The following is a 22,357-nucleotide window of genomic DNA, read 5'->3' as shown; positions in this document are numbered from 1 at the left end:
GTGTCACCTGTGGCACCCGTAGCTCCAGTTGCTCCAGTAGTGCCTGTGGCACCCGTTGCACCAGGATCACCAGTCGCCCCAGTGTCACCCATAGCGCCGGTTGCACCCGTTGCGCCAGTCGCACCGGCAGCTCCGGTATCGCCAGTTGCACCGGCAGCTCCGGTATCGCCCGTCGCACCAGAAGCGCCGGTGTCACCTGTGGCACCCGTAGCTCCAGTTGCTCCAGTAGTGCCTGTGGCACCCGTTGCACCAGGATCACCAGTCGCTCCAGTGTCACCCATAGCGCCGGTTGCACCCGTTGCGCCAGTCGCACCGGCAGCTCCGGTATCGCCCGTCGCACCGGCAGCTCCGGTATCGCCCGTCGCACCAGAAGCGCCGGTGTCACCTGTGGCACCCGTAGCTCCAGTAGTGCCTGTGGCACCCATTGCACCAGGATCACCAGTCGCTCCAGTGTCACCCATAGTGCCGGTCGCACCCGTTGCGCCAGTCGCACCGGCAGCTCCGGTATCGCCGGTCGCTCCGTTAGAGCCGGTCGCACCTGTTCCGCCTGTCGCTCCGGTCGCTCCAGTAGAGCCGGTCGCGCCTGTTCCGCCTGTCGCTCCGGTCGCTCCAGTAGAGCCGGTCGCTCCGGTCGCACCCACACCACCAGTAAGAAGGACGGGGTCGCCGTCATTACTACTGCCATCAGTACTAGTTATCCACAGAGTAGCGTCGTGATTGAATGTAATGTTGCTCGAAGGATTCGACGTGGACCAGATCTGAACATCACCGTCGTCATCGAAGCCACTCGGGCCTATACCTGATCCAGTATCGGTTTCAATGCGCAATGTTTCAGAGTCCGTATAATTAACGGGAACAAAGAGTTGTGTGGCGAAATCTGTCCCTTGATTTTCACTAACCGTAAACTCACCTATAACGACGCTCTGACCATTTATACGTGATACGATATAGTAAAACCCGCCGCTGTCAGCGTCTGCGGGTATTTTTACTGTGACGTAATTCAATGCCATCACGCCGGAATAACTCGTTACGCCCGCCTTGGTCAGCGGGACGCGCGCCATGCCCCTAGCGTCGTCCAGTTCCCAGCTTCCGCCTTTCGCCGCGGAACCCACCAAGCCCGATGCGGCCGCGACTGGAGCGCCGGTCACACGCGCAAGGGCATCCACGAAAGCACGTCCGCGGGCGCCTTCGCCCGCCTGGCAGCTCCACAGCAGGAGACTGCCGTCAGGCCCCAGCGCGTCGCCGATAGTAGCGAGATCGCCGCCGTGCCGATCAAGATCGGACACCGACAGCGATCCGGCGCCGAAGTCGAGTTTGCCAGGACGGCCGTGAACGACAATGTGAATCGCATCCAGGCCGTCTTGGCCGCGCAACGCGTGCGCGATCTCCTGAGAAGCTGGCAAAGCACCGCTAAGAAGAACCGGTTGAACGCCGGGCCGCATGCCCGCGACGAGCACTGGAATATCGGTGACCGCAATATCAATGAAGACGATTTCTTTTGTCCGTAAGAGGTTCTCCGCCGAGGTCTTCATCATTGGAACTGACCTTCCCTGTTTCCCGCCCATTGTCATTCTCCCGCCTTGAATCTTGTCACGACCGACACCTTGGAACCGGCGTCGCCCAGCATTTCCAAGGTCGCCGCGTCGTAAGTCGCGGCGGCATTGGGATTGGTTTTCGAAAAGAGCGCGATCCTGCCATTGACCATCATTGCGGCATCGCCATCGGCGACGGTGAAAGGTCCACGCGCCTTGACCGGAACAGGAATTCGGCCGGCAAAATGGCTCCTCGGGACAACAAACTCCCCGATCGTCGCCTTAGCGCCGTCGAGGTTCGCGACAATCAGATATTTGTTGGGTTTCGCCGATAGTCGCCATGAGAGGATGATGTGATCATCGTTCGGCGCACCTTGGGCGGCAGCCATTGCGGGATCGGCGAAAATCACTGCGGAGGCCATGACAAGATCCTGTCGATTCGGATTGCGGTTTGAGCTGAAGGGGCCAGGCGACTACGCACCAAGTGACTAGGTTTGACGTGCCTGCAGGTTGCGAGGCAGGCGGAACACGACGACGCAGGCACTCTGCCCGGTGAGCGGCGCTGCTCTGCCCTGGCCGGCGGTGCCGTGGACGTCGTCGCGGCGGCAATTCTCGATGTACGGCCAAGAAACGTTGTATGGTCCGACGGAAGTATGAACGGGCCTTTGCCGCTCAAGCTCTCGGGGATTTGTTTTGCCGAATACGTGCGGATGATATTCTGCGGCGCAGAGGCCGAAGCCCATATCGCGGTCGCATTGTGTCGTGCGCGGTATCACCCAGCCAGCCCCCTTCACCTGTGTCGCAATTTTCAGCGACAACTTGCGAGGGAGACGACTACTTGCAAGAAAGCATCAATCTCAGCGAAATGTCGATCTGCTCAACCGACACAGCACCTTAGTGCACATCACCACGCTGCGCATCTCAAACGCAAGGCAGTCTTGCTCTCGATACTTTTTAGCTTTGCAGACTTCCATGGCCAGATAGCATTCGACTGACCAATGGCTCCTCTCCCGCTATATAAGTATTGAGTAAATTTGAAATATTCATGGTTGTAAATGGACCGATTTACGTATGGCAACCTCAGGGAGTAGGTTGCATGTTAAGAAAAATCAATGCAAATCTGTGGCTTAGATATTTTCGCATGAGACCTCTATAGGGTCGTATACGCCTTATGTTTGATGCGGATGATTAACGGGTGAGAGCAGCCTCCTCCGAAGAAAGTATCCTTTTACGCCAGGACGAATGTTGGCTAGTGCTGCGATCGAGGGCATGTTCCGACATAATCGCCGCAATTTCGCAAAAATCCCGCAACCGCCCACTGGGGAATCCGCGTGAGCACTATTGGCCTGTGCATGATCGTCAAGAACGAGGCAAAGGTTATCCTGAATTGCCTCACCAGCGCGCTTCCCCTCGTTGACTACGTGCTCATCGTAGACACGGGTTCCGAGGACGGCACACAGGAGCTCATCCGAAGTTTCCTCGCCAAGCACAGCCTTCAGGGAACCGTCATCGACGAGCCTTGGCGGAACTTCGCATACAATCGCAACTTCGCGCTCGAGCGACTGCGCGACGTCGAAGCGGTTCACTATGCAATGATCATAGATGCCGACGATGTCCTGATCATGGATCCGGCTTTCGATCCGATCGCATTCAAGTCACGGATGGAGCACGACCTGTACGACGTCGAAGTGTTTCATGGTGACATTTCGTTCTATCGCCCTCAGATTTGTCGCAACCGACTGCCTTTCTCGTTCAAAGCTGTTCTGCATGAATATCTCGAGGCCCCGGCCGATCCCATCACACGGCAGAACGCCGAAGGACTTCGCATCGCGACGGGACGCGGAGGAGCCCGCAGCCAGAATCCACGGAAATACCAGGATGACGCGGCGGTCTTGGAGATTGCGCTTGCAACCGAAGCCGACCCATTCCTGAGATCGCGCTACACATTCTACCTAGCGCAAAGCTACAGGGATTGCGGCGAACGGCAGAAGGCGCTGGAGCAATATTTGAAGCGCGCCGACCAGGAGTTTTGGAACGAAGAGGTCTATGTTAGCCTTCTCGAGGCAGGCAATCTGATGGCGGCTCTGGATCGCTCTTTCAAAGAAGTCATCGCTGTTTACGAGCGCGCGACCCAGACGGTACCCGCTCGCACGGAGGCGTTGCACGCGGCGAGCCGCTACTGCCGCAACCTCGGCCACTACGCGGAAGGACAGGAGTATGCGCAACGCGGCCTAGGCGTCGATAGGCCCGCGGGCCTTTTCGTTCAGCCTTGGGTCTACGACTACGGGTTGCTCGATGAGTTCTCGGTCAACGCATATTGGGCCGGCGCATATCGGAAGTCGCTCGATGCTTGCCTGACGTTGTTGGCGTCGGACAAAGTGCCAAGGGACATGCTAAAGCGAGTGGTGGCCAATGCGCGATTCGCCGCCGATAAACTCGCATCCGCATCCCAATCATGAAGTCGTAGAAGACTCTTTTGCATACCTTCGGAGAAGATCGCCTCGCCCACCGTTGTCCCCTGTGGCCGCTTCCGAGCAACCTACTTTTTCATGGAATGGCCAAAAGCCTGCTCTCAGATGGCGGCAGGAGGACAGGGTAGGCGTGCCGAAATTCGTTGGGCCCAAAACAGAAGGTAAAGGTTAGAGCGTCTGGATCCGAAATTGCGCCGACGGGATTTCTTAGGTTTGCTAGCATGGTCAGGTGCCAGCTCCGTGGTCCCGGTAGCGTCGACACATTCGAGCCGTTGGGAAAGGGCCCACATGGTCTTGCCCCCCAGTCTCCCCTCTCACCTGCGGACCGCGCCTATCGAACTCGCAGGGAACTGGGGCCGCATGTTGGAGGGAGCGGCCGCGCAGGTCATCGAAAGGATGCGGCAAGCATGCCTGGACGGCGTCCGACTCGTCTCGGACCGCCAGCCGACCCGCCTGCGTATCGAAGAGCATACATCCGGCCCTCCCGCTATTTGGCTACATGCAGACCAGAGCGATATGGCATGGGTCATCGTCGACATCGGCGAACGCGACTGGTCAAAGCTTGCCTATCAATTTGGCCATGAACTCGGCCATGTGCTCGCCAACAGTTGGCAAGCCAACGCCAAGCCAGCGGCACCTTGCCAATGGCTCGAGGAAGCCATGGTCGAAGCATTCTCGTTGCGCGGGCTTCGGCCCCTGGCGACTGGTTGGAAAGACATTCCGCCGTTCGCCGGTGACAACGCCTTCGGCGATGCCATCGCCAAATATCGTCAGAACATTCTTCACCGCTATGCGGGACTCGCCGAGAGCCAAGGCCTCACCCGTGATGCCACGACTTGGTTCGCCAACCACCGCAGTAAGATCGAAATTCCCGCTCTTAATCCGTTTGCGCAGGCGATGAGCCTGACAATGCTCGCTGAATACGATCGGGTTCCGGATTGTGTTGAGGCAATCGGCGCGCTCAACCGTTGGCCTGGCCGTAGTGGAGTTCCACTTGGTGAATATCTGCAGCGATGGAAAGAGAGTTGCGCGGAACTGCGAACCTCTCCGCATTTGCCGCTCCGCTTGGGCGAGCTGTTGGGGGGCACGCCTAGGAGGTAGGGCATACAGCGCCGTCGGTCCGGTCATCTGGGAATGTTGTCTTTATGCCCAAACTTCCGAGTCGGGTACGCCAGGTGCCAATCACGCTGCACCCTTCTACGCCTTCGTTATTCGTTTGGATGAATTCTCCTCATATAATCAATAGCATATATATCGACGTCGCCGGCGCGCAATTTCAGGATCCTGCCGGTCAGGCCCGGCGCCGCTAGCCCCAACCCCGCTGGCGCCGGGCCGCGCGCCGTTCAGGTAAGAAAGTCTCGCAAGCGGCCCGACAGCCTGTTGGGGTACAATTTGTCTGACCGTCGGGCCTGACCGGCTCCGTGGGTGGCGTTGCCGGCTGGAAGCAATGCTAATATTAGCTTCTTGGAACTAACAGGTCCCACAGCCGTTTTCCCCGGCTTTGTGCTTCAGCGATGAAGTGCGTGCTTCTCGTCTGGGCGATCATTGCGGTGGGTCGGTCGTCGCGGTCCTGCAGCGTTCGAGCTGGTGTGCTCAATCGGCAAAAGTCGCCGCCCTACTGAACAAAAATGTATTCACGCAGCGAAGTCACAGAAGTCCGAAGCGATAGAGGGCGCTGACCGCACGCGGACGAAAGATCGCACCATAACGACCGGCCACCGGCTCACCCCAACTCTGCTTGTAGTCTTGTCCGGAGCCGAGATCGAAACGGCGATATCCAGCGCTTGCTGCCCATTGGACCGCGGCCTCCATTATGCGGATACCGACCCAAAGGTGGTCGTATTCGGGGTCACGGACAATGCATTGGCCGAGTACTACGCCGTCCTGACACATCAGGACGACGCCAGCCGTGCGCCGGTCGCCGTCGAGCAGATGTAAGGTGTGGAACTGAATTGGGCTGTTAGCGGTCTGCCGCTTAATGAAGGCGCGCCAGAACCGCAGGCGGTCGGCGGCAGCTACGGTCTCCTCGGCTTCGTTGCCTTCCCACATGCGGCCCCATTGGTCGCAGCACCATTCCAGGTCGCTCTCGTCGTCGATGCGAAGCCGCATGAATTCGTCGCAGCGCTGGCGGGCCTTGCGCACATTTTTACGGTGATTGCGGCTCCAGCGCGCCTCATAGTCGCTCCGCAGATCGATGCTGTAGTTGTCAGGGGACCAGTAGGACCGCGGATGGAGGTCCACGACGCTCTTGTCGAGCCCCGCCTCGACCCGCACCTCGACGCCCAAAGCGTGCAGCGCCCGACCAAGCGCGGCGGGAGAGGACGCTGGCGCGATCACGCCGGAAAGCGCTTGATAGGTCACGGGCTCCCAGTATCGGCGGCGGCGACGCAGGGAGACGAGCGCGGTCGGCTTTCCATCCTCCTCCGCCAGAGCGTGGCGCTTGCGGGCGCTCGTGGGCCGGGTGAGCTCGCGATAAACGTCGCGGTCGCAGCCAGGAATGGCCGGCAGGGCGCCCAGGGCCTGGTCGAGGGTCGAGTTCCAGGCGTCGAACCAGGCGATGTGAACGCCGCGCGTGGTAAAGCGAGTGACGGCGCGAGCAATGGAGATCACGGCGGGCGCCGCGACATGGCCCAGCGCACACTTCAAACCCGAGCCGGCGTGGTTCGCTCGGGCGGAATCTATGGCGTCAGAGTGGCTCATTCTCGATTTCCGTGTTCCGTCCCATTGTGCGCCAAAATTGTAGCGGGCGCGATTTACTCTTGTGGACCTGACCCGCGATCAGGTTTCCCTGACCGCGGGGCCCGGTGCGGCCGCCCTTCCCTGTTCGGCTTCCTCGCCCAGGAAGTGCCGGATCAGGACTAAGGAGAAGTGCAGGCGCCCAGGCAACAAGACCTGGGCCTTGCTCAGAAGAAAAACCAGTTCGGCGGCGAAGGGATGACGGGTCCAACCCATCGCCAGGAACCAGAACACTGCGCCAAGCCCGCCACCCAGAACCGCCTGCACGACCGATAAGTTCATGTCGAAGCCATTCAGCCCGATGACGACGAGCGGGCCCAGCGCCGTGACCAAGGTGGCGGCGGCGCTGGGCACCAGAGCCCACAGATACTCGCCTACGCTCAATTCCAGCCGACGCATCAGGAACCAAAGGCCGACCCCCACCTGGATCGGCGTGGTGGCGAAGATCGAGAGCGCCAGGGCAAAGGGGCCATGCTGGGCCGCCAGGATCATGATCAAGCTGGTGATTGGCAGGGAGATGATCCAGGCCTTGGCCGTCTCGCGGATCCCGCCGGCAGCCACCAAGGCCGGGAACATCAGCGGGACGGGGAAGTAGAGCATTGTGGCCGCCGCCATCACCTGCACCAGCGGGATAGAACTGTACCATTGCGGTCCCAATATGGTGTGCACCAGGGGATAGGCGAAGAGGATGACCATCGCCAGGCCCGGCCAGTGGAACGCCGTCAGACTGGCGGCGGCTCTGAGATAGGGACCCTTGAGGGGACGCCCCGTGCGCGCAAGGGCGGCGAACCCCGGCAGGGCCACCGCCGAGATCGCCGATATGACCAGGCGGCTGGGCATCTCCGTGACCTGCTGGCCTCGGCTGTAGAGGCCGACATCGGTAGCGCCGCTGGCGCGCCCCAGCATGAAGGTCGGGATGACCTCGCCGAGCCCGGTCAGGAGACCGGTAACGGTGTTGAAGCCGCCGAACGCCAGTATGTCGCGCCATTTGGTGAACTCGATCCGGAAGATGGACAGGTCCGGTCGTATGAGGATGGCGAAGACGAAGGTGGAGAGTGGATAGCTGAGCGAGCCCCAGGCGAAGCTCATGTAGCCGACACCCATCATCACCAGGGCGGTGGTGGTGATGTTACCGACCAGCGCCGACCCCAAATTGATGGCCGCGATGCTCCAGAACTTCAGGTCGCGGCGAAGCAGAGCCACGATCGGTGACCCGATGCTGGAGAACAGATACCCGAAGGCAACCGTGCGAACAAAGTTCTCCAGACGCGGCTCGTGCGCGAAGTCGGCGTAGAAGCGCGCTGTCGCGACGAAGACGGTTGTAAGGACGATGGCCACTACCAGCATCATGGTGAAGGAGGTGCGTATTTCCTCCTTCGAAAGCTTTTCGGCGTTGACGATGTAGTTGGTCACGCCGAAGTCACGAAGGCCCTCGGCGAGCGCGAGGATGCTGGCGCCAAGGAAGGCAGCACCGATGTCGTTGGGAGTCAAAAGCCGCGACGAGACGTAGAGCGTCGCGAAGTTGAGGATGAGGGTGGCGTACTTCTCGAAATAGACCGCGACCACCGCGCGCCGAACGTTCGCCATTTCCTATCGCTCACTTTCGATGAGACGGGCTCGATGCAGGATCGCCAGCATATCGTGTCCTTAATGCCGTGTGGCCTCGATCAGGGTCGAGGCGACCTTCTGTTGATCCTCGTCGGTCATCTGGGGATAAAGTGGAAGGACGATGGCATGATCCTGGGCTGCCTCCGACTCAGGCAGGGACATACGCAGCGATTGGGAGGAATAGACGTCCTCGCGGTGGGCACACATGATACCGCGTCGTGTGGCGATACCGGCATCCAGCATCGCCTGCATGACGGTGCGCTGGTCGGCGGACTCCGGCAAACGGACGCAGAAGCTCTGCCAGTTGGTGCGCACGTAGGACGGTTCGCGCACCAGGCCCAGCCATTGCGCCTCGCCGAGCAATTCGACGTAGCGTGCGGCCAGCGCGCGGCGGCGGACCACGATGCCGGGCAGGCGCTTGAGTTGCTCGCGGCCCACAGCGGCCTGGATGTCGGTCATGCGGTAATTGAAGCCGAGCACTGGGTGGGTCTCGAAGATCACCTGGGCCGAGCCGTGGCGGACGGTGTCGGGCACGCTCATTCCGTGCTGGCGCAACAGCTTGAATTTGGCTGCCCAGTCAGCGTGCTTGGTGGTCAACATACCACCGTCGCCGGTGCTCATGATCTTGCGTGGATGGAAGGAGAAGCAGGCCACGTCGCCGTGCACTTTGCCAACCTTCTCCCACCGTCCATTCCAGAAGATCTCGCTGCCGCTGGCGCAGGCCGCGTCCTCGATCACGGGCAAGCCCTTGGCCTTGGCGATCTCGACCACCGCGGCCATGTCGCAGGGCAAGCCCATCTGGTGGACGACCAATATTGCCGTGGTCTTGGCCGAAAGCGCCTGCTCGATCAGGGCCGGGTCGATGTTGTAAGTGGCCGGATCGACGTCGACAAAGACCGGGATCGCGCCGCAATAAGCAATCGAATTGGCGGTGGCGATGTAGGAATGGCTAACCGTGACCACCTCATGGCCGGGCTTCACCCCGGCCGCCAGCAGGGCCAGATGCAGGGCCGTGGTGCAGTTCGAAACGGCCGCAGCGTGCGGCGCGCCGGTGAAGGAGGCGAACTCCGTCTCGAAGGCCGCGACCTCGGGGCCTTGAGTGACCCAGCCGGACAGGATGACGCGGCGCGCCGCCTCGGCCTCGGCTCCATCCATCGTGGGCTTGATGATCGGAATCATGTCGGCGTCCTCAGCTGAACGAAGTTGTCTCTCGGCGTGAGAAATTGCAGTCGTCGTATCACGATAAAGCGGGTCGCTCACCTTCTCCTATTGTTGGATACGGTAAGGACGGCAGGCGAATTGGGTCAGTGAATAAGGTGAGGTCACCGCCGATAGGATACCGTTCTGGCCGAGGTGACAGCTCCGCTTAAATCTGTTGTGCGGAACGCAGGAACAATAAGGACGCGTCGTTCCGGACTACGGGCCAGGCATGAGCACGCCTGACCGCGGGGTACGACGGCCTACCGCCCGGAGAAGGATCTAGGGCGGGCCTGATCAACTCGAGGCAGAGCTGTGGGAAGCGCCGTCAACAGGCGTAGCAACTCCAGCAAAAGGTGTAAGGGTTGTCCTTCTGGATTCCCCAAAACAAGAGATAAAGACGCCGCGGGCTCGACATAAGAGCGGCTTGGATCTCTGGCGTTCGGCACCCATTGCAAGTGGCAGCAATGGCGGACCCAACACTTCGGGGGGGAAGCCCAATGTGTCGGTCCGCCGCTATCGCCAGACCATCGCTGCCTTGAAAAGTATCCGTTAACGTTAATACTGAGCGATCCAGCAACAGGGGCGCCGTGGTCGAGCCCATGGGGCTCTGGCACGAATACTGCTTGAACCCGCTTACTTAAGGCACCAATGAGGATATTCCAAATGCGGGTAAACACTCAGCCAAGCCGGAGGGCAGGTTTATCGAAATGCATATTTTGCGAGCCGATTCAGGTCACGAATGTGCAAACCAACGAAAACGGAGATATCATAATCTCCATAACGGCAGACGATATTTACACGAAGAACTCAAAACAACGCTACGAGATAATACTGACCGATGAAGAAGTCCGCATCCTTAACGCTGCTACGCGGTGAATCGTCTGCAGATGCGGATACCGCCCACGGCCCGACTTACATGGACCTATGGCGATTGAATCAGCCATTGAAACCCACCCGTTATTGTTTCCGAAAAGGCGCCGGTTCAACGACTATCGGCATCCATCGTTAAACAGGTGTCGGTTGCGACTTGGCACAGTTGCCGTGAGCGCCAGGCGCCGGCAACGCGGCAGCCGCCCTGTTGTTCCATTGTGGGACGGAATGCAAAGTCGACGAACCCGAACTACGCGCAGCCGCTATGACGTCAGCGGGCTTTCGTTTGCCCCTTCACTTGCTATGGCGTCCGTTCGGATAGCTCTACTGCGCGCCTAAGCCTCCTGGACGACACGCGCCCGGCGTATCGTCCGCTGCCAGAAGGGCTCAACAGGTCGGCCCGATCAGGATCCACTGCCTGAGGAAGACCATCGATCTCGAGTTGGCTTGATGGCCTGGACAATCGCGCTCAGAGGCTACGCCTTCTGGTCGAATTGATGTGACGGACAGTTAAGCGTTTATAAACGGGAAAGACCGACCGCCCCAGCGGGAGGCATGGCTCGGTTGCGGAGCATCGGCTCGAGTATTTACCTATGGCAACGACTTATCAGGGTACGATTTCCGCTGGCCAGGCGTCCCGCACCATTGTGCGGCCCGCGGAAGACCGCATCGCCGGCTTTGATGGCGTGCGCGCGATCGCGGTGCTGATGGTCTTCATCAGCCACAAGACGACCCTGCCCCACCACGACTCCTATGGCTCCGTCGGCGTCTGGCTTTTTCTGGTGCTCAGCGGCATGCTCATCACCTCAATCCTGTCGGAAATGCGCGGAAAGGTCGAAGCGGGGACCCAGTCGAGGTGGCGCTCGATGGGCGATTTCTATCTGCGCCGCAGCTTGCGCATTTTCCCGCTCTACTATGCGTGTTTGGGTGTTTTCGCGCTGGCTTCGCTGTTCACCTCATTCGTTGGATTCTCGCGCATGGAAGCGACGATCTACGCCCTCTATGGTACCAACATCTATATAGCGATGACGCCGACTGGGGACCACGGCCATTTCGGTCACCTCTGGTCGCTCTCGGCGGAAGAACAGTTCTACCTGCTCTTCGCGCCGATCCTCCTGTTCTCCCCGCGCAAATACCTGCTTCGGATTTGCGTCGGCTTTATGCTCGCTGGCGCGGCCATGCTGGCTTGGCTAGTGTCTGTGAAGACCCACCCGAACGCCATCCACGTCGATCCACTGATCGCTTTCGGCATGCTCGGTGTCGGCGGCTTTGTCGCCTCCTTGAAAAACCTCAAACCGCGCGATTGGCTGGTGAGTGCGCAAGCCCAGGCGGCGGCCGGCCTGACGCTGATCGCGATCCCGCTGGTGTTCGGATATTACCGCGACACATGGAACGTCTGGGGACCGCTGACCTGCACGGTTGCTGGCCTGTTCCTGTTCCAGATCGCCCGCAACCAGCACACTCCAGTCGTGGCTTTCCTCAACCTGTGGCCTCTGCGCTCGCTCGGCCGGGTGAGCTATGCCTTCTACATCCTGCACCAGTTCGTCCATTTCTACGAGGTCCAAGCGGTGTTCCATAGGCTGCACCTGAACATCGACGGGCCGGCTGTCGTGCAACTCGCCGTGGAGCTTTGCATCACTGTCGCGCTGGCGACGCTCTCCTGGCATTTCTTCGAACGGCCGCTCCTGCGGCTGGGGGCCAGATTGACCGCGCGCGAGGGCGCCGAGGCCAGCAGCGCGGTCGCCGCCTTGTCCCCGGGCCGGCAAGCGGCCACGCGATAGAGGCTGGCGGAGCTCCGGCCGATGCGACTCGACGACGAACGCCGCATCAGGGGTTTTGATGGCCTGCGCGCGATCGCCTTCATTTTCGTATTCATAAGCCACAAGTTCCATCAAGGGACATATGGATCCCTCGGGGGCGACGGGGTAATGCTCTTCTTCGCGCTCAGCGGCCTCTTGATCACGCGTATCCTGGCTCGGTCGCGGGTTGCGGTCGAGGCGGGCGAGGTGACGAGGCTAGCAGGCCTGGGGCGCTTCTACCTTCGGCGTTCAGCCAGGATATTCCCCGTCTACTACGCGACGATCGGCTTCTTCCTGCTCGCGTCGCTGGTCGTCCATTTCGATCGCTTCGATGGCGGCGCGCGCCTGGCCATGCTGCTCTACGCCACGAACATCTATGTGTTCACGACCGGCCACTGGGTGGGCCATTTCAACCACTTCTGGACGCTGGCGATCGAAGAGCAATTCTATCTGGTGTTTGCACCCTTGCTTCTGTTCACCCACAGCAAGGCCGCTGGACATATCTGCGTTGCATTCGTGGTTCTGGGGCTCCTCACCCAGGCGGGCCTCGAATGGGCTGGAGTGTCGGCCAAGGTCATCGGCCTCAATCCCATGACCGGCTTTGGTTATCTCGCCCTGGGCGGTCTGGTAGGACTAAACCTCGACAAGCGGGTGCCGGCATGGCTGGTTTCCACGCCGGCCCAGGCCATCGCGGCGCTTATCCTTCTCGTCGTGCCCCTCACTGTCCTGAAGGGCGAGATCGTCTGGCGCGTCTATGCGCCGGCAGTCTCGGCTACAGCCGCGCTTCTGGTCCTCCAGATCGCAGGGAACCAGGGCACCCGTTTCGTCGCCATTTTGGAGACTTGGCCCCTGCGCAACCTGGGGCGCATCAGCTATGGCTGTTATGTTTTCCACGAGTTCATTCATTTCTACACCGTTGAGGCAGCGGCCCGGAAGTTCGGCGTCGTGTTCGAAGCGCCGGATTGGATCTCGGCTCCTATCGAGCTTGTGTTGACCATAAGCCTGGCGACCGCCTCCTGGCGTTACTTTGAACGACCAATCATGGCTTGGGCCCATCGGCCGACGCGGAAAGCCGCGCCGGCGGCTGCCTGAGCCCCCCAGATTGCCGGCCCGAGCAGCTTTCGCAGCAGGCCAAGATTGTGGTTCAGGCGAAGATAATATTCGCGTTCGGGTCCGTCGCGGATCTGGAGCACGGCCAATGGCGGGGTGGCGATGAGCATCTTGATCGCGCGCGCGATTCTTTGGCTCCGGGTTTTCAAGCCCCTCAGTTCCACCTCGCCTTCCTTGCGAGCGCGCTCCGTGAGCCATGCGCGCGTAAGACGGCCTGCATGGACCTTGTGGTCTACCACAAAGGCGTCCGAGTACCAGCAGCGATGGCCGGCTCCAATCAGGTCCGTCATCATCTGAGCCTCTTCCCCGCTTGCCAGGTTCGAGCCGACGCGACCCGTCGTGACGTCGAACCCGCCATGCGCTTCTAACACGCTGCGGCGGAACAACATGTTGGCCCCGACGCCGATGGGATGATCGGTCGTGTCCACGAAGCCGTCCTCATCGACCACCGACAACAACAAGCGCGCCCGCGGCCCGAGCTTGCTCGGCGGCATTTCAAGGCTGGCGGCGTTGTCGGGCCAGCGCGGGATCACCCGCCCAGCCAGGATGGCGGTCTCGGCATCACAGCGCGCCGCGCAGGTGATCGCGCCCTCTACCCAGCCGAGGCGCGGCACAGCGTCGTCGTCCAGCAGCGCAATCCATTCGCCCCTACCGGCCTCGAAGCCCGCGTTGCGGGCCCGGGCAACGCCTGGCGTGTCGAGCCGGATAAGGCTCACTCCCTCGCGACCCTTTAGGTCCTCCAGCACCTCGGCATGCGCCGGCGCCGAGGCGCTGTCGATGACGATGACCTCCACCGGCTGGCCCACGCACTGCGGCAGCAGGGCACTGACGTTCTCCAGGACGTCGTGGCTGCGGTTGTGCGTAGCGATGACGATGCTGATGACCGGGGCACCGGCGCTGGTCTTTGGCGCGTCGTTGGCGTCCTGCATGGCAATCCGGTCCATAAATCCCATGCCCTTTCAGTCCAACGCCGCGTCCTGGGCGGCCGGTGGGCGTGCTCCCAGGCCGATCGACCAGAAGAACGCCGCTCGCAACGGCGTCGGCGTCACGAGCTGCCTTGCCGCCCGGAACGGAAATACCAGTAGCGCATGACGCACTGCGAATCGCACACCCTTGGCATCCCCCTTGGCCGCCCGCTCTACCGCCGCATCGGCGAAATAGGTGTAGAATCCCAATAGCGTGGCGAAGTACGAATGCAGCCACTCTTTCGGCGAGCGCCACTTGCGCCAGACCGGCATGGCGTGCCGCATGAATACCTTGCGCGTATAGGGGATCCGGCTCAGGACCAAGGCATCGTAAGATCCCGACGGGCGCTGTCGGAACAAGACGCAAGGCACGGCCACATGCTCCATATGCCCTCCACCGGTTACTCGCAATTGCCAGTCCCAGTCCTGGTCTGCCAGCAGTGTCTCGTCAAAATAACCGTAGGCGTCGCGTACCCCGATACGCGCCATCGTTGCGCCGATCTGCGGGAAATAGCCGTCGAGCATCATCTTCAGATGGTCGCCGTCAGGGCGGATATCATGGGGGATCGGGGCCGCTATGGGTCGCAGATCAGGATCGGTCATCACGACCTGACCGAACACCGCCTCGACCTCCGGGTGGCGGTCAAAGATTTGCAAGTGCGACCGAACATGTTGCTCGGTCCAGACGTCGTCGTCGTCCAGGAAGGCCAGGAACTCGCCCGTGGCCGCCCGCATCGCCGCGTTACGCGCGGCGCCGGCTCCAGCAGTCGACACGACGAGGTGCTGCGCGCCGTGGGCCTTCGTTACCGCGGCCGTGGCGTCGTGGTTGGAGCCGTTGTCGCCAACCAGAATCTCGAACCTCAGGTCCGGGCCTTCCAGCGCGCGGATGCTCGCCAATGCCGGGTCCAGGAACTGCGGACGGTCGCGGGTAGGGACGATTACCGAAACGATGCGCCCATTATTCACCCCCACTCCTCCCATCGATCGAAGACGCCCGATAGAGCCGCCGAAAATACACGGATGTTGTCGAAGCGCGTGATGAAGGTCCGCGCGATGGTACCGGCCGAACGCGTCTCCTCGGCCTGGGCGTAGACCAGATCATAGCCGGCTGCCTTGGCCTCCCGCATGGCAACCGCCGTCCAGTTGGCCGACTGGCCGAGCGGGATTGCGAACGACGTCGGCGCAAAGCCGAGCCTGGCCTCGATCACAGCGCGCGAGCGCTCCAATTCCTCGCGCGCGGCGGAGCCGTCCAGCTGTCCAAAATCTGGATGGGTCGCGGAGTGACTGCCGATTTCGGCGCCGTCGGCGACGAGGCGCTCCAGATCGCGCCAGCCCAAAACCTCGTTGGTCGTCCAGGGCGAGCCACCTTCGCTCCAGTCGGTGACCACGAAGAGGCTCCACGGTATCGCGAGTTCTTTCAGGATCGGCGCGGCCATGGTCATCACGCTGCGCAGCCCGTCATCGAAAGTGATGGCGAGATCCATTGGGTCGCCCCCCGTCCGCGCGATCTGCGAGGCTGGGACGAACCGGTAGCCCTGCGCGGCGGCCCACTCCAACTGGCGACGGAACAGCTTCGGCGGCACGTCGTTATGTTCCATCAACGGCTGACCGACCGAGTGGTAGGCCAGGATCCGGCCCCCTGAACGGGGGACGCGTCGGCCTAGGACGGACAAACCTTCACGTTCGATGACCATGCGTGGGCCGACCAGATGTCGCCTTTCGACACCGAACGCGCGCACAGCGCGCTTCAGAAACCTCGGCGCTGGCCCAAGCATACCCACTTTCGCCCTCTGTTCGTTTATCAATGTCGATAGCGGCTTCTGGCGAACGCGAGGCGCCAAAGACCCAATTTGTCGAACGGCGCCCTTCATCAGGAGGAAAGAGCAAGGCTCTGACAGGCTCGAAAACTGTTTTGCTCACCGAGCGTAGCAGACGCAGACCTTGCACAGACCAGAGTCAAAAAGCGTATCTTCGATACATTTTGGTCAGGCAGCTAAATCAAAAGTGTAAACTACGGTTTGTCCAGGCGTCGCATACGCGGGCCGACGAGGTGCCGGCCGGCAAACCATGCTGTTGAAGGCTCACGACTGACTGCCGCTCCTTAGCCGGCCACCAACCGGGGCAGCCATTCCGGCAGCAGGTTTCGGATCGCGTCCCAGGGTCCGTCAAAGGTCTTGGTCCGCGCTAGGCGCCGCCATACCCGTAGCCGTTCCGGCAGCGACATCAGGCGCACAGACCGTTTCAGGATCGCCTCGACGCTGTCGAACTCGCCGAACACCCCATTGAGCAGGATGTCGGGATAACCGCCATAGAATTCCTCCTCCGCGGGCGCACCCTGCTCCCGAAGCGGCGTGACTGGCGGTACGGCCAGGGCCTTCGCGTAAAGCGTCTCCAGGCTTTCGAGCCAATTGGGCGCGGTATGCAGCCGCTTCACGTTGGACGCCGTCTCTTCGCCCCGCTGGCGCAGGGCCTCTGGATCAGCGAGCCAGTCCGCCAGGATGCGGTTGTAGTCCGCCATCGAGGTGGCGAAGCCAATGGTTGGCGCCAGCCCGGGCATATCGGTGCTCATGACGTTCGCGTCCGGCGGATAGGGAAACAGCGTCACGCAGGGGGCGCCCACCCCGCCGGCTTCCAGCATCGAGGTAATCGATACAAAGGGGTAGGAGTCAAGGTAGATGTCCGCCGCCTCGAAGGCGAGCGACGGATCGGGCGTCTCTGGCCGCCCCATGATCCGCCCGCCAGTTGCCGCTATGGCCTCTTGCCAGTCGGCCGGCTCCCCCGGCCCTACGACCAACAACCCCGCATCCGGGCGGGCCAGGAGCGCCTCGACATGCATGTCGGCGAACGAAACTCCGCCCATCGTGCGGTATTTCACGCCGCGGGCCACGGACACCAGAAGCGGTCCGCCGGCCGGAAGGCCAAGCCTCTGCCGCGCCTGGGCCCGGCTGTGCCTGCGTACCGGCGGATCAATCTGGATCGGCAGGATGGCGTGACGCTCCGCCGGGATCCCGCGCCGTTCCAGCACCAGCCGCTCGCCCGACACGCGCGAACTGGCGACGAGGTCACAGACGGAGAGCCCGAGCCAGAAGGCGTGGTCGGCATGGTTGACCAGCACCACGGGAGGTCGGTTGCGCTCGTCGGCAAAGGCTATGCCCGGTGTCGGGTCCTCGTTGCTGACGTGCAGGACGACCAGGTCGAAATCGAGCGACAACTTGCGGAGCGCGCGGGCCCATTCTACCGATCCGCCGCGCGTCGCGCTAATCATATGGATGTGTCCGCCACGAGCCTCCACGGCCTCGCGCACCGAGTGCGGCGGCTCGCCGGGATGGCGCAACAGAGCCAGAGAGTGATGGCGCGCCTCGTCGGCGGCGATCCAGCGGCGCATCATCCGCGTCAAGCCGCCGACCTCGTTCAGAACGGTGGCCACATGCAGCACGCGGCTGATCTGCGTCCGCGCCGGTCGCGCAGCTTCGGCCTTCGCGGCAAGTGCCCGTCGCGCGATCTCGATCAATACGTGCTCAAGCGGCTCCGATCGATAAAAGCCGCAGTGCCGCTTGCGTGCAAGCGTGACGGCCGCCTCTACATAGGCCGCTGCGGAGTTGAGGTCGTCAGCTTCCAGACAGCGCTCAGCCTCACGCCGAAGGCTTTGAAAGTCTTCGTAGTTGTGACGCATACGCGCCACCTCTGGCTCGCAGGGTACGGTTTCAGATCGCATCGTCTCCGGCATCCTTACCCCAAGGTCGCAGCCTGCCCGAAAACTTGTTATACCCACTGGCCAAGGCTTGCCAAGCGACAAGGCAGGTTACATAAAAATGGTCACCGATGCTGCCAATCCGGTTTTTCGTCGCGCCAAGGCTCGCGTCCGATTTGCAGGCGATGGCACGAGACACACAGCTCCAGGGGGAAGCGATGCCGATTTCGGACAGTGCGGTGCTGCGGGGCGAGGTCGTCGTCCACCACCCCAATCTGGTGAACCTATACGGCTGCGAGGTCGGTAATGGCTCGCGCATCGGCGCTTTCGTCGAGATTCAGAAGAATTCCTACGTCGGCGAGCGCTGCAAGATATCCTCGCACACCTTCATCTGCGAGGGCGTGACGATAGAGGACGAGGTCTTCATCGGGCACGGGGTGATGTTCACCAACGATCGCCTTCCCCAAGCCACCAACCTGGACGGGAGCGCCCAGAGTGAAGCCGACTGGAAGGTCGAGCCGACCCTGGTCAAGAAGGGCGCCTCCATCGGCTCCAACGTCACCATCACCCCGGGCGTGACCATCGGAGAGCGAGCACTGATCGGCGCCGGCGCTGTCGTCACCCGTGACATCCCCGCCTTCGCCATCGCCACCGGGGTTCCAGCCCGCGTGGTCGGAGACGTAAGGACCGCAAAGCCTGCCTGACTTCCCTGTCGGCAGGGTTTCCGTACGCCGAATTGCGATCTTTGGGGGATTTGGAGAGATCGTTTGAGGTACTTCCAGCGCCCGCCCTCGCCTGGCTGGATGATGCTGGTTAGGTCTTGATGACCCAACGGCCATAGTGACCGCACGGCTTTGCCGCTTCAAAGTACGAGTTGAAGAGGTCGAGATGGCACGGCATTGGACGGTCAAATTGGCGGCCTCCTTCACCGGCGACAAGCTCCAACGGGCCTCCAAGACTCCGGCGGGCGGGGTGGAGTGAAGGGTAGGTCAAATGATCAATATCGGTATCATCGGTTACGGCTATTGGGGGCCTAACCTCTTGCGCAACTTCATGGAGCTTCCCGATGCCCGGGTCCGCATAGTCGCCGACCTGGATTCCAAGAAGCGCGAGTTGGTGGAGCGCCGTTATCCGGGTGTCCAGACCACCAGGGACGTCCAGGCCTTGTTCCGTGATCCCGAGATCGACGCCATCGCGGTGGCGACGCCGGTAAACAGCCACTTCGAACTGGGCATGTCGGCGCTAAAGGCCGGCAAGCATCTCTGGCTCGAAAAGCCCATGACCGAAACCTCGCTACAGGCCAGGATGCTGGTCAACGAGGCCGATAAACGCGGATTGACCCTGATTGTCGACCACACCTTCATCTATACCGGTGCAGTGCGGAAGATGCGCGAGATCGTCACCGCTGGCGACCTGGGCCAGATTTATTATTACGATGCCACTCGGGTGAACCTGGGCCTCTTCCAGAAGGACGTCAACGTCGTCTCCGACCTGGCGGTCCACGACTTCGCGATCATCGACCGTCTGTTCGAAGAGCATCCGAACGCGGTTTCGGCGAGCGGCATCAACCATTTCCCCGGCACCCCGGAAAACCTGGCCTACATCTCGCTGTTTTATGACTCAGGCATGATGGCGCACATCAACGTGAGTTGGCTGGCGCCGGTGAAGGTGCGCAACATCCTGGTCGGCGGCTCCAACAAAATGATTACCTACGACGATCTGGAGCCCTCCGAGAAGGTCAAGGTTTACGACAAGGGCGTGTCCTTCACCGACGACCCCGCCAAGATCCACGAGATGCGCGTCGGTTACCGGACGGGCGATATGTGGGCGCCCAAGCTCGACTCCACCGAGGCCCTGCGCATCGCCGGCCAGGAGTGGATCGACTGCATCATCGGAAAGAAGGTTCCGACCGCCGATGGCAAGCTCGGCCTGCGCGTGGTCGAGATCATCGAAGCCGCCACCAGTTCCATGCGCGGGCGTGGCGAAACCGTTCACCTGCGACGCAAAGACGCTGCATAATATGATTCCGTTCGTCGATCTGAAAACCCAGTACGCCTCGATCAAGTGTGAGGTAGATGCCGCCATCCAGCACACCCTGGAGAACTGTCAGTTCATCCTGGGCGCCGACGTCGCTGAATTCGAGAAGGAATTCGCCGCCTACTCGCAAGCGGCCTTCGGCGTCGGCGTCAACACCGGCACCAGCGCCTTACACCTGGGCCTGCTGGCCGCCGGGATTGGCCCGGGCGACGAGGTGATCACCTCCCCCTTCACCTTCGTGGCGACGGTGGCGGCCATCTACTACACAGGTGCGACCCCCGTGTTCGTCGATATCGATCCTTCGACTTACACAATCGACCCGGCCGAGATCGAGGCCGCGGTCACGCCAGCGACCAAGGCGATCATCCCGATCCACCTCTACGGCCAGCCGGCCGACATGGACCCGATCATGGTCATCGCACGCAAGCACGGCCTGATGGTGCTGGAAGACGCCTGCCAGGCGCACGGCGCGGAATACAAGGGCAGGCGTGTCGGCGCCATCGGCGATATGGCGGCTTTCAGCTTCTACCCAGGCAAGAACCTCGGCGCTTATGGCGAAGGTGGGATGCTGACGACCGACAACGCGGACTACAACCGCGCCGTTCGCATGCTGCGCGACTGGGGCGCCGAGCGGAAGTACCACCACGAAGTCAAGGGCTATAACTACCGACTGGAAGGCCTTCAGGGCGCCGTCCTGCGCGTGAAGCTCAAGTATTTGGAACGGTGGACCGAGCAGCGCCGCGCCACGGCCGCCCGCTATGACGCCATGTTCGCCGGCACCGGGCTACCGACCCCCTTCGTGCGCGAGAATGTCCGCCACGTCTACCACATCTACGCCGTCCGCACGCCCAACCGCACGGGCTGGCAGCAGGCGCTGGACGATCAGGGGATCCAGTCGGGCATCCACTATCCCATTCCGGTGCACCTGCTGCCCGCCTACGCGGACCTCGGCTACAAGCAGGGCCAGTTCCAGCATGCCGAAAAGGCCGCCGCCGAGGTTCTGTCGCTACCCATGTTCCCGGAGTTTACGGAGCAGCAGCAGGACGTGGTCGTGGCCGCAGTCAAAGAATTGCAAGCAAGCGTCTGACGAGCGGGTGTCCGCTCGACCGCAATCAGGCCTGCCAAGTCGCCTCCAAACCGATGACAGGGAAATACGATGAAACTTGAAGGCTCTCGCATCCTCGTGACCGGCGGCTGCGGTCTGATCGGCTCGACGACCATCGACCTGCTGCTGAAGGAGCACGCGCCCGAGAAGATCGTTATCCTCGACAATCTGGTCCGCGGCAGCCTGCAAAATGTCAAGGACGCCCTTCAAGATCCGCGCGTCGAACTCGTCGAAGGCGACATTCGCGACGCGGCGGCCGTCCACAAGGCCACCGACGGAATGGATGCCGTCATCCACATGGCAACCCTGAGGGTTATCGCCTGCGCCGCCGAGCCTCGCGAAGCTCTCGGCGTCATGTGCGAGGGCAGCTACAACGTCATCGAGGCCGCCCAGGCAAAGGGCGTGAAGAAGATCTGCGCAGCCTCCTCGGCCTCGGTATACGGACTGGCCGACCTCTTCCCGACCGCAGAGAGCCACCACCCCTACAACAATCGCACTTGGTACGGCGCCAGCAAGGTCATGCTGGAGGGCCTGCTGCGCTCGTTCAACGACATGTACGGCCTGCCCTACGTCGCGCTGCGCTATTTTAACGTTTACGGCCCCCGCATGGACCTGCACGGAAAGTATACCGAGGTTTTGATACGCTGGATGGACCGCATCGACGCCCGCCAGCCGCCACTGATCCTCGGCGATGGATCCACCACCATGGATTTTGTGTACATCGAGGACGTCGCCCGAGCCAACATCCTGTCCCTGCTGTCGGACGTGGAAGATGACGTATTCAACGTCGCGAGCGGCGTGGAGACCAGCCTCAAGGACCTGGCCGCCTCACTCCTGCGCGTGACGGGCTCTAACCTCCAGCCGGAATACGGGCCCGAGCGCAAGGTGAACCCCGTCTCGCGACGTCTGGCCGACACCGACAAGGCAGAGAGGATGCTGGGCTTCAAGACGACCATCGATCTGGACGAGGGCCTTACCCGCCTTGTCGAATGGTGGCGCGCCAATCGCGAGCAGGTGACCTGACGGCCCGCTTGGCAGAAGCTTTTCTGTTAGATTTTTAGTCCCGGCATTTGCTGGAGCGGATTGAGGGTGAATCGTTCGGCTCTTTTGTCCAGGCCCTACAGATGAACTCGTAGGGTGTGAGGCCTTTGAGGGTTTTGAGCCGCTTAGCGAAGTTGTAGGCGGTGACGAAATCGGTGAGATGGCTGCGCAGCTCGTTGTGGCTCTCGTAGT

The 22,357-nt window shown here is 61.5% G+C and carries 17 protein-coding genes and 2 pseudogenes; 8 read left to right on the top strand and 11 right to left on the bottom strand.

Annotated elements, in window-relative coordinates; translation table 11 throughout:
- From LB564_RS31265 to LB564_RS31255, 3 genes and pseudogenes are all read right to left on the bottom strand, one after another.
- Positions 1–439: hypothetical protein (locus tag LB564_RS31265; RefSeq protein ID WP_224542887.1), on the bottom strand; the 439-nt coding region annotated here is incomplete at its 3' end.
- Between the two features lie 631 nt (positions 440–1,070).
- Positions 1,071–1,442, bottom strand: a pseudogene (locus LB564_RS31830) (DUF4347 domain-containing protein); the annotation flags it as partial.
- A gap of 125 nt (positions 1,443–1,567) precedes the next feature.
- On the bottom strand, positions 1,568–1,954 hold the full coding sequence (locus LB564_RS31255) for a hypothetical protein (protein ID WP_224542885.1): 387 nt from the start codon (positions 1,952–1,954) through the stop codon (positions 1,568–1,570).
- 930 nt (positions 1,955–2,884) lie between these two features.
- On the opposite strand from LB564_RS31255, the gene LB564_RS31250 reads away from it, so the two are divergent.
- Together LB564_RS31250 and LB564_RS31245 are read left to right on the top strand one after the other, a co-directional pair.
- Positions 2,885–3,991: a glycosyltransferase gene (locus LB564_RS31250; RefSeq protein ID WP_224542884.1), complete on the top strand. Its 1,107-nt coding sequence runs from the start codon at positions 2,885–2,887 to the stop codon at positions 3,989–3,991.
- A gap of 372 nt (positions 3,992–4,363) precedes the next feature.
- A complete protein-coding gene (locus LB564_RS31245) occupies positions 4,364–5,104 on the top strand; it encodes a hypothetical protein (RefSeq protein ID WP_224542883.1) in 741 nt (246 codons plus the stop codon).
- Between the two features lie 546 nt (positions 5,105–5,650).
- Here the strand turns inward: LB564_RS31245 and LB564_RS31240 are convergent.
- From LB564_RS31240 to LB564_RS31230, 3 genes are all read right to left on the bottom strand, one after another.
- On the bottom strand, positions 5,651–6,703 hold the full coding sequence (locus LB564_RS31240) for a GNAT family N-acetyltransferase (RefSeq protein ID WP_140707349.1): 1,053 nt from the start codon (positions 6,701–6,703) through the stop codon (positions 5,651–5,653).
- Between the two features lie 78 nt (positions 6,704–6,781).
- A complete protein-coding gene (locus LB564_RS31235) occupies positions 6,782–8,326 on the bottom strand; it encodes an oligosaccharide flippase family protein (RefSeq protein WP_140707351.1) in 1,545 nt (514 codons plus the stop codon).
- 60 nt (positions 8,327–8,386) lie between these two features.
- Positions 8,387–9,526, bottom strand: a complete 1,140-nt coding sequence (locus LB564_RS31230) for a DegT/DnrJ/EryC1/StrS family aminotransferase (RefSeq protein WP_140707848.1) — start codon at positions 9,524–9,526, stop codon at positions 8,387–8,389.
- 1,484 nt (positions 9,527–11,010) lie between these two features.
- Here LB564_RS31230 and LB564_RS31225 point away from each other — a divergent pair.
- Together LB564_RS31225 and LB564_RS31220 are read left to right on the top strand one after the other, a co-directional pair.
- Positions 11,011–12,198 carry an acyltransferase family protein gene (locus LB564_RS31225; protein WP_140707353.1) on the top strand — a complete coding sequence of 396 codons (1,188 nt, stop codon included), beginning with the start codon at positions 11,011–11,013 and terminating at the stop codon, positions 12,196–12,198.
- 21 nt (positions 12,199–12,219) lie between these two features.
- Positions 12,220–13,308 (top strand): acyltransferase family protein, encoded by a 1,089-nt coding sequence (locus tag LB564_RS31220; protein WP_224542882.1) that lies wholly within the window; start codon positions 12,220–12,222, stop codon positions 13,306–13,308.
- On the opposite strand, the gene LB564_RS31215 is transcribed toward LB564_RS31220, so the two are convergent.
- From LB564_RS31215 to LB564_RS31200, 4 genes are all read right to left on the bottom strand, one after another.
- Positions 13,239–14,279, bottom strand: coding sequence for a glycosyltransferase family 2 protein (locus tag LB564_RS31215; protein ID WP_140707357.1), 1,041 nt, complete (start codon positions 14,277–14,279; stop codon positions 13,239–13,241). The genes LB564_RS31220 and LB564_RS31215 overlap by 70 nt on opposite strands.
- Before the next feature lie 6 nt (positions 14,280–14,285).
- Positions 14,286–15,257 (bottom strand): glycosyltransferase family 2 protein, encoded by a 972-nt coding sequence (locus LB564_RS31210; protein ID WP_181173736.1) that lies wholly within the window; start codon positions 15,255–15,257, stop codon positions 14,286–14,288.
- Entirely contained in the window at positions 15,254–15,985 is a 732-nt protein-coding gene (locus tag LB564_RS31205) for a polysaccharide deacetylase family protein (RefSeq protein ID WP_140707361.1), read from the bottom strand. Before LB564_RS31205 ends, LB564_RS31210 begins: the two co-directional genes overlap by 4 nt.
- A gap of 407 nt (positions 15,986–16,392) precedes the next feature.
- Positions 16,393–17,964, bottom strand: a complete 1,572-nt coding sequence (locus tag LB564_RS31200; RefSeq protein ID WP_224542881.1) for a glycosyl transferase family 1 — start codon at positions 17,962–17,964, stop codon at positions 16,393–16,395.
- A gap of 236 nt (positions 17,965–18,200) precedes the next feature.
- Between LB564_RS31200 and LB564_RS31195 the strand changes: the two genes are divergently transcribed.
- From LB564_RS31195 to LB564_RS31180, 4 genes are all read left to right on the top strand, one after another.
- A complete protein-coding gene (locus LB564_RS31195) occupies positions 18,201–18,686 on the top strand; it encodes an acyltransferase (protein WP_140707365.1) in 486 nt (161 codons plus the stop codon).
- A 289-nt stretch (positions 18,687–18,975) separates the two neighbouring features.
- Positions 18,976–20,001 carry a Gfo/Idh/MocA family protein gene (locus tag LB564_RS31190; protein WP_224542880.1) on the top strand — a complete coding sequence of 342 codons (1,026 nt, stop codon included), beginning with the start codon at positions 18,976–18,978 and terminating at the stop codon, positions 19,999–20,001.
- 1 nt (position 20,002) lies between these two features.
- Positions 20,003–21,106: a DegT/DnrJ/EryC1/StrS family aminotransferase gene (locus tag LB564_RS31185; protein ID WP_224542886.1), complete on the top strand. Its 1,104-nt coding sequence runs from the start codon at positions 20,003–20,005 to the stop codon at positions 21,104–21,106.
- A gap of 69 nt (positions 21,107–21,175) precedes the next feature.
- Positions 21,176–22,147 carry an NAD-dependent epimerase/dehydratase family protein gene (locus tag LB564_RS31180; RefSeq protein WP_224542879.1) on the top strand — a complete coding sequence of 324 codons (972 nt, stop codon included), beginning with the start codon at positions 21,176–21,178 and terminating at the stop codon, positions 22,145–22,147.
- Between the two features lie 26 nt (positions 22,148–22,173).
- Here the strand turns inward: LB564_RS31180 and LB564_RS31175 are convergent.
- Positions 22,174–22,357 (bottom strand): annotated as a pseudogene (locus tag LB564_RS31175) (IS481 family transposase); the annotation flags it as partial.

Origin of the sequence: Mesorhizobium sp. ES1-6, from assembly GCF_020164775.1 — a bacterium.
Classification (GTDB): domain Bacteria; phylum Pseudomonadota; class Alphaproteobacteria; order Rhizobiales; family Rhizobiaceae; genus Mesorhizobium.
Note: the sequence above shows the minus strand (reverse complement) of the source record. Positions and strands in the feature narration are given on the sequence as shown.

What these genes read in the sequence shown, in the direction of transcription:
- LB564_RS31240 (WP_140707349.1), bottom strand. Translation starts at nt 6,703, where the DNA reads ATGAGCCACTCTGACGCCATAGATTCCGCCCGAGCGAACCACGCCGGC.
- LB564_RS31245 (WP_224542883.1), top strand. Translation starts at nt 4,364, where the DNA reads ATGTTGGAGGGAGCGGCCGCGCAGGTCATCGAAAGGATGCGGCAAGCA.
- LB564_RS31235 (WP_140707351.1), bottom strand. Translation starts at nt 8,326, where the DNA reads ATGGCGAACGTTCGGCGCGCGGTGGTCGCGGTCTATTTCGAGAAGTAC.
- LB564_RS31185 (WP_224542886.1), top strand. Translation starts at nt 20,003, where the DNA reads ATGATTCCGTTCGTCGATCTGAAAACCCAGTACGCCTCGATCAAGTGT.
- LB564_RS31200 (WP_224542881.1), bottom strand. Translation starts at nt 17,964, where the DNA reads ATGCGTCACAACTACGAAGACTTTCAAAGCCTTCGGCGTGAGGCTGAG.
- LB564_RS31190 (WP_224542880.1), top strand. Translation starts at nt 18,976, where the DNA reads ATGATCAATATCGGTATCATCGGTTACGGCTATTGGGGGCCTAACCTC.
- LB564_RS31225 (WP_140707353.1), top strand. Translation starts at nt 11,011, where the DNA reads ATGGCAACGACTTATCAGGGTACGATTTCCGCTGGCCAGGCGTCCCGC.
- LB564_RS31205 (WP_140707361.1), bottom strand. Translation starts at nt 15,985, where the DNA reads ATGGTCATCGAACGTGAAGGTTTGTCCGTCCTAGGCCGACGCGTCCCC.
- LB564_RS31180 (WP_224542879.1), top strand. Translation starts at nt 21,176, where the DNA reads ATGAAACTTGAAGGCTCTCGCATCCTCGTGACCGGCGGCTGCGGTCTG.
- LB564_RS31250 (WP_224542884.1), top strand. Translation starts at nt 2,885, where the DNA reads ATGATCGTCAAGAACGAGGCAAAGGTTATCCTGAATTGCCTCACCAGC.
- LB564_RS31215 (WP_140707357.1), bottom strand. Translation starts at nt 14,279, where the DNA reads ATGGGATTTATGGACCGGATTGCCATGCAGGACGCCAACGACGCGCCA.
- LB564_RS31220 (WP_224542882.1), top strand. Translation starts at nt 12,220, where the DNA reads ATGCGACTCGACGACGAACGCCGCATCAGGGGTTTTGATGGCCTGCGC.
- LB564_RS31255 (WP_224542885.1), bottom strand. Translation starts at nt 1,954, where the DNA reads ATGGCCTCCGCAGTGATTTTCGCCGATCCCGCAATGGCTGCCGCCCAA.
- LB564_RS31230 (WP_140707848.1), bottom strand. Translation starts at nt 9,526, where the DNA reads ATGATTCCGATCATCAAGCCCACGATGGATGGAGCCGAGGCCGAGGCG.
- LB564_RS31195 (WP_140707365.1), top strand. Translation starts at nt 18,201, where the DNA reads ATGCCGATTTCGGACAGTGCGGTGCTGCGGGGCGAGGTCGTCGTCCAC.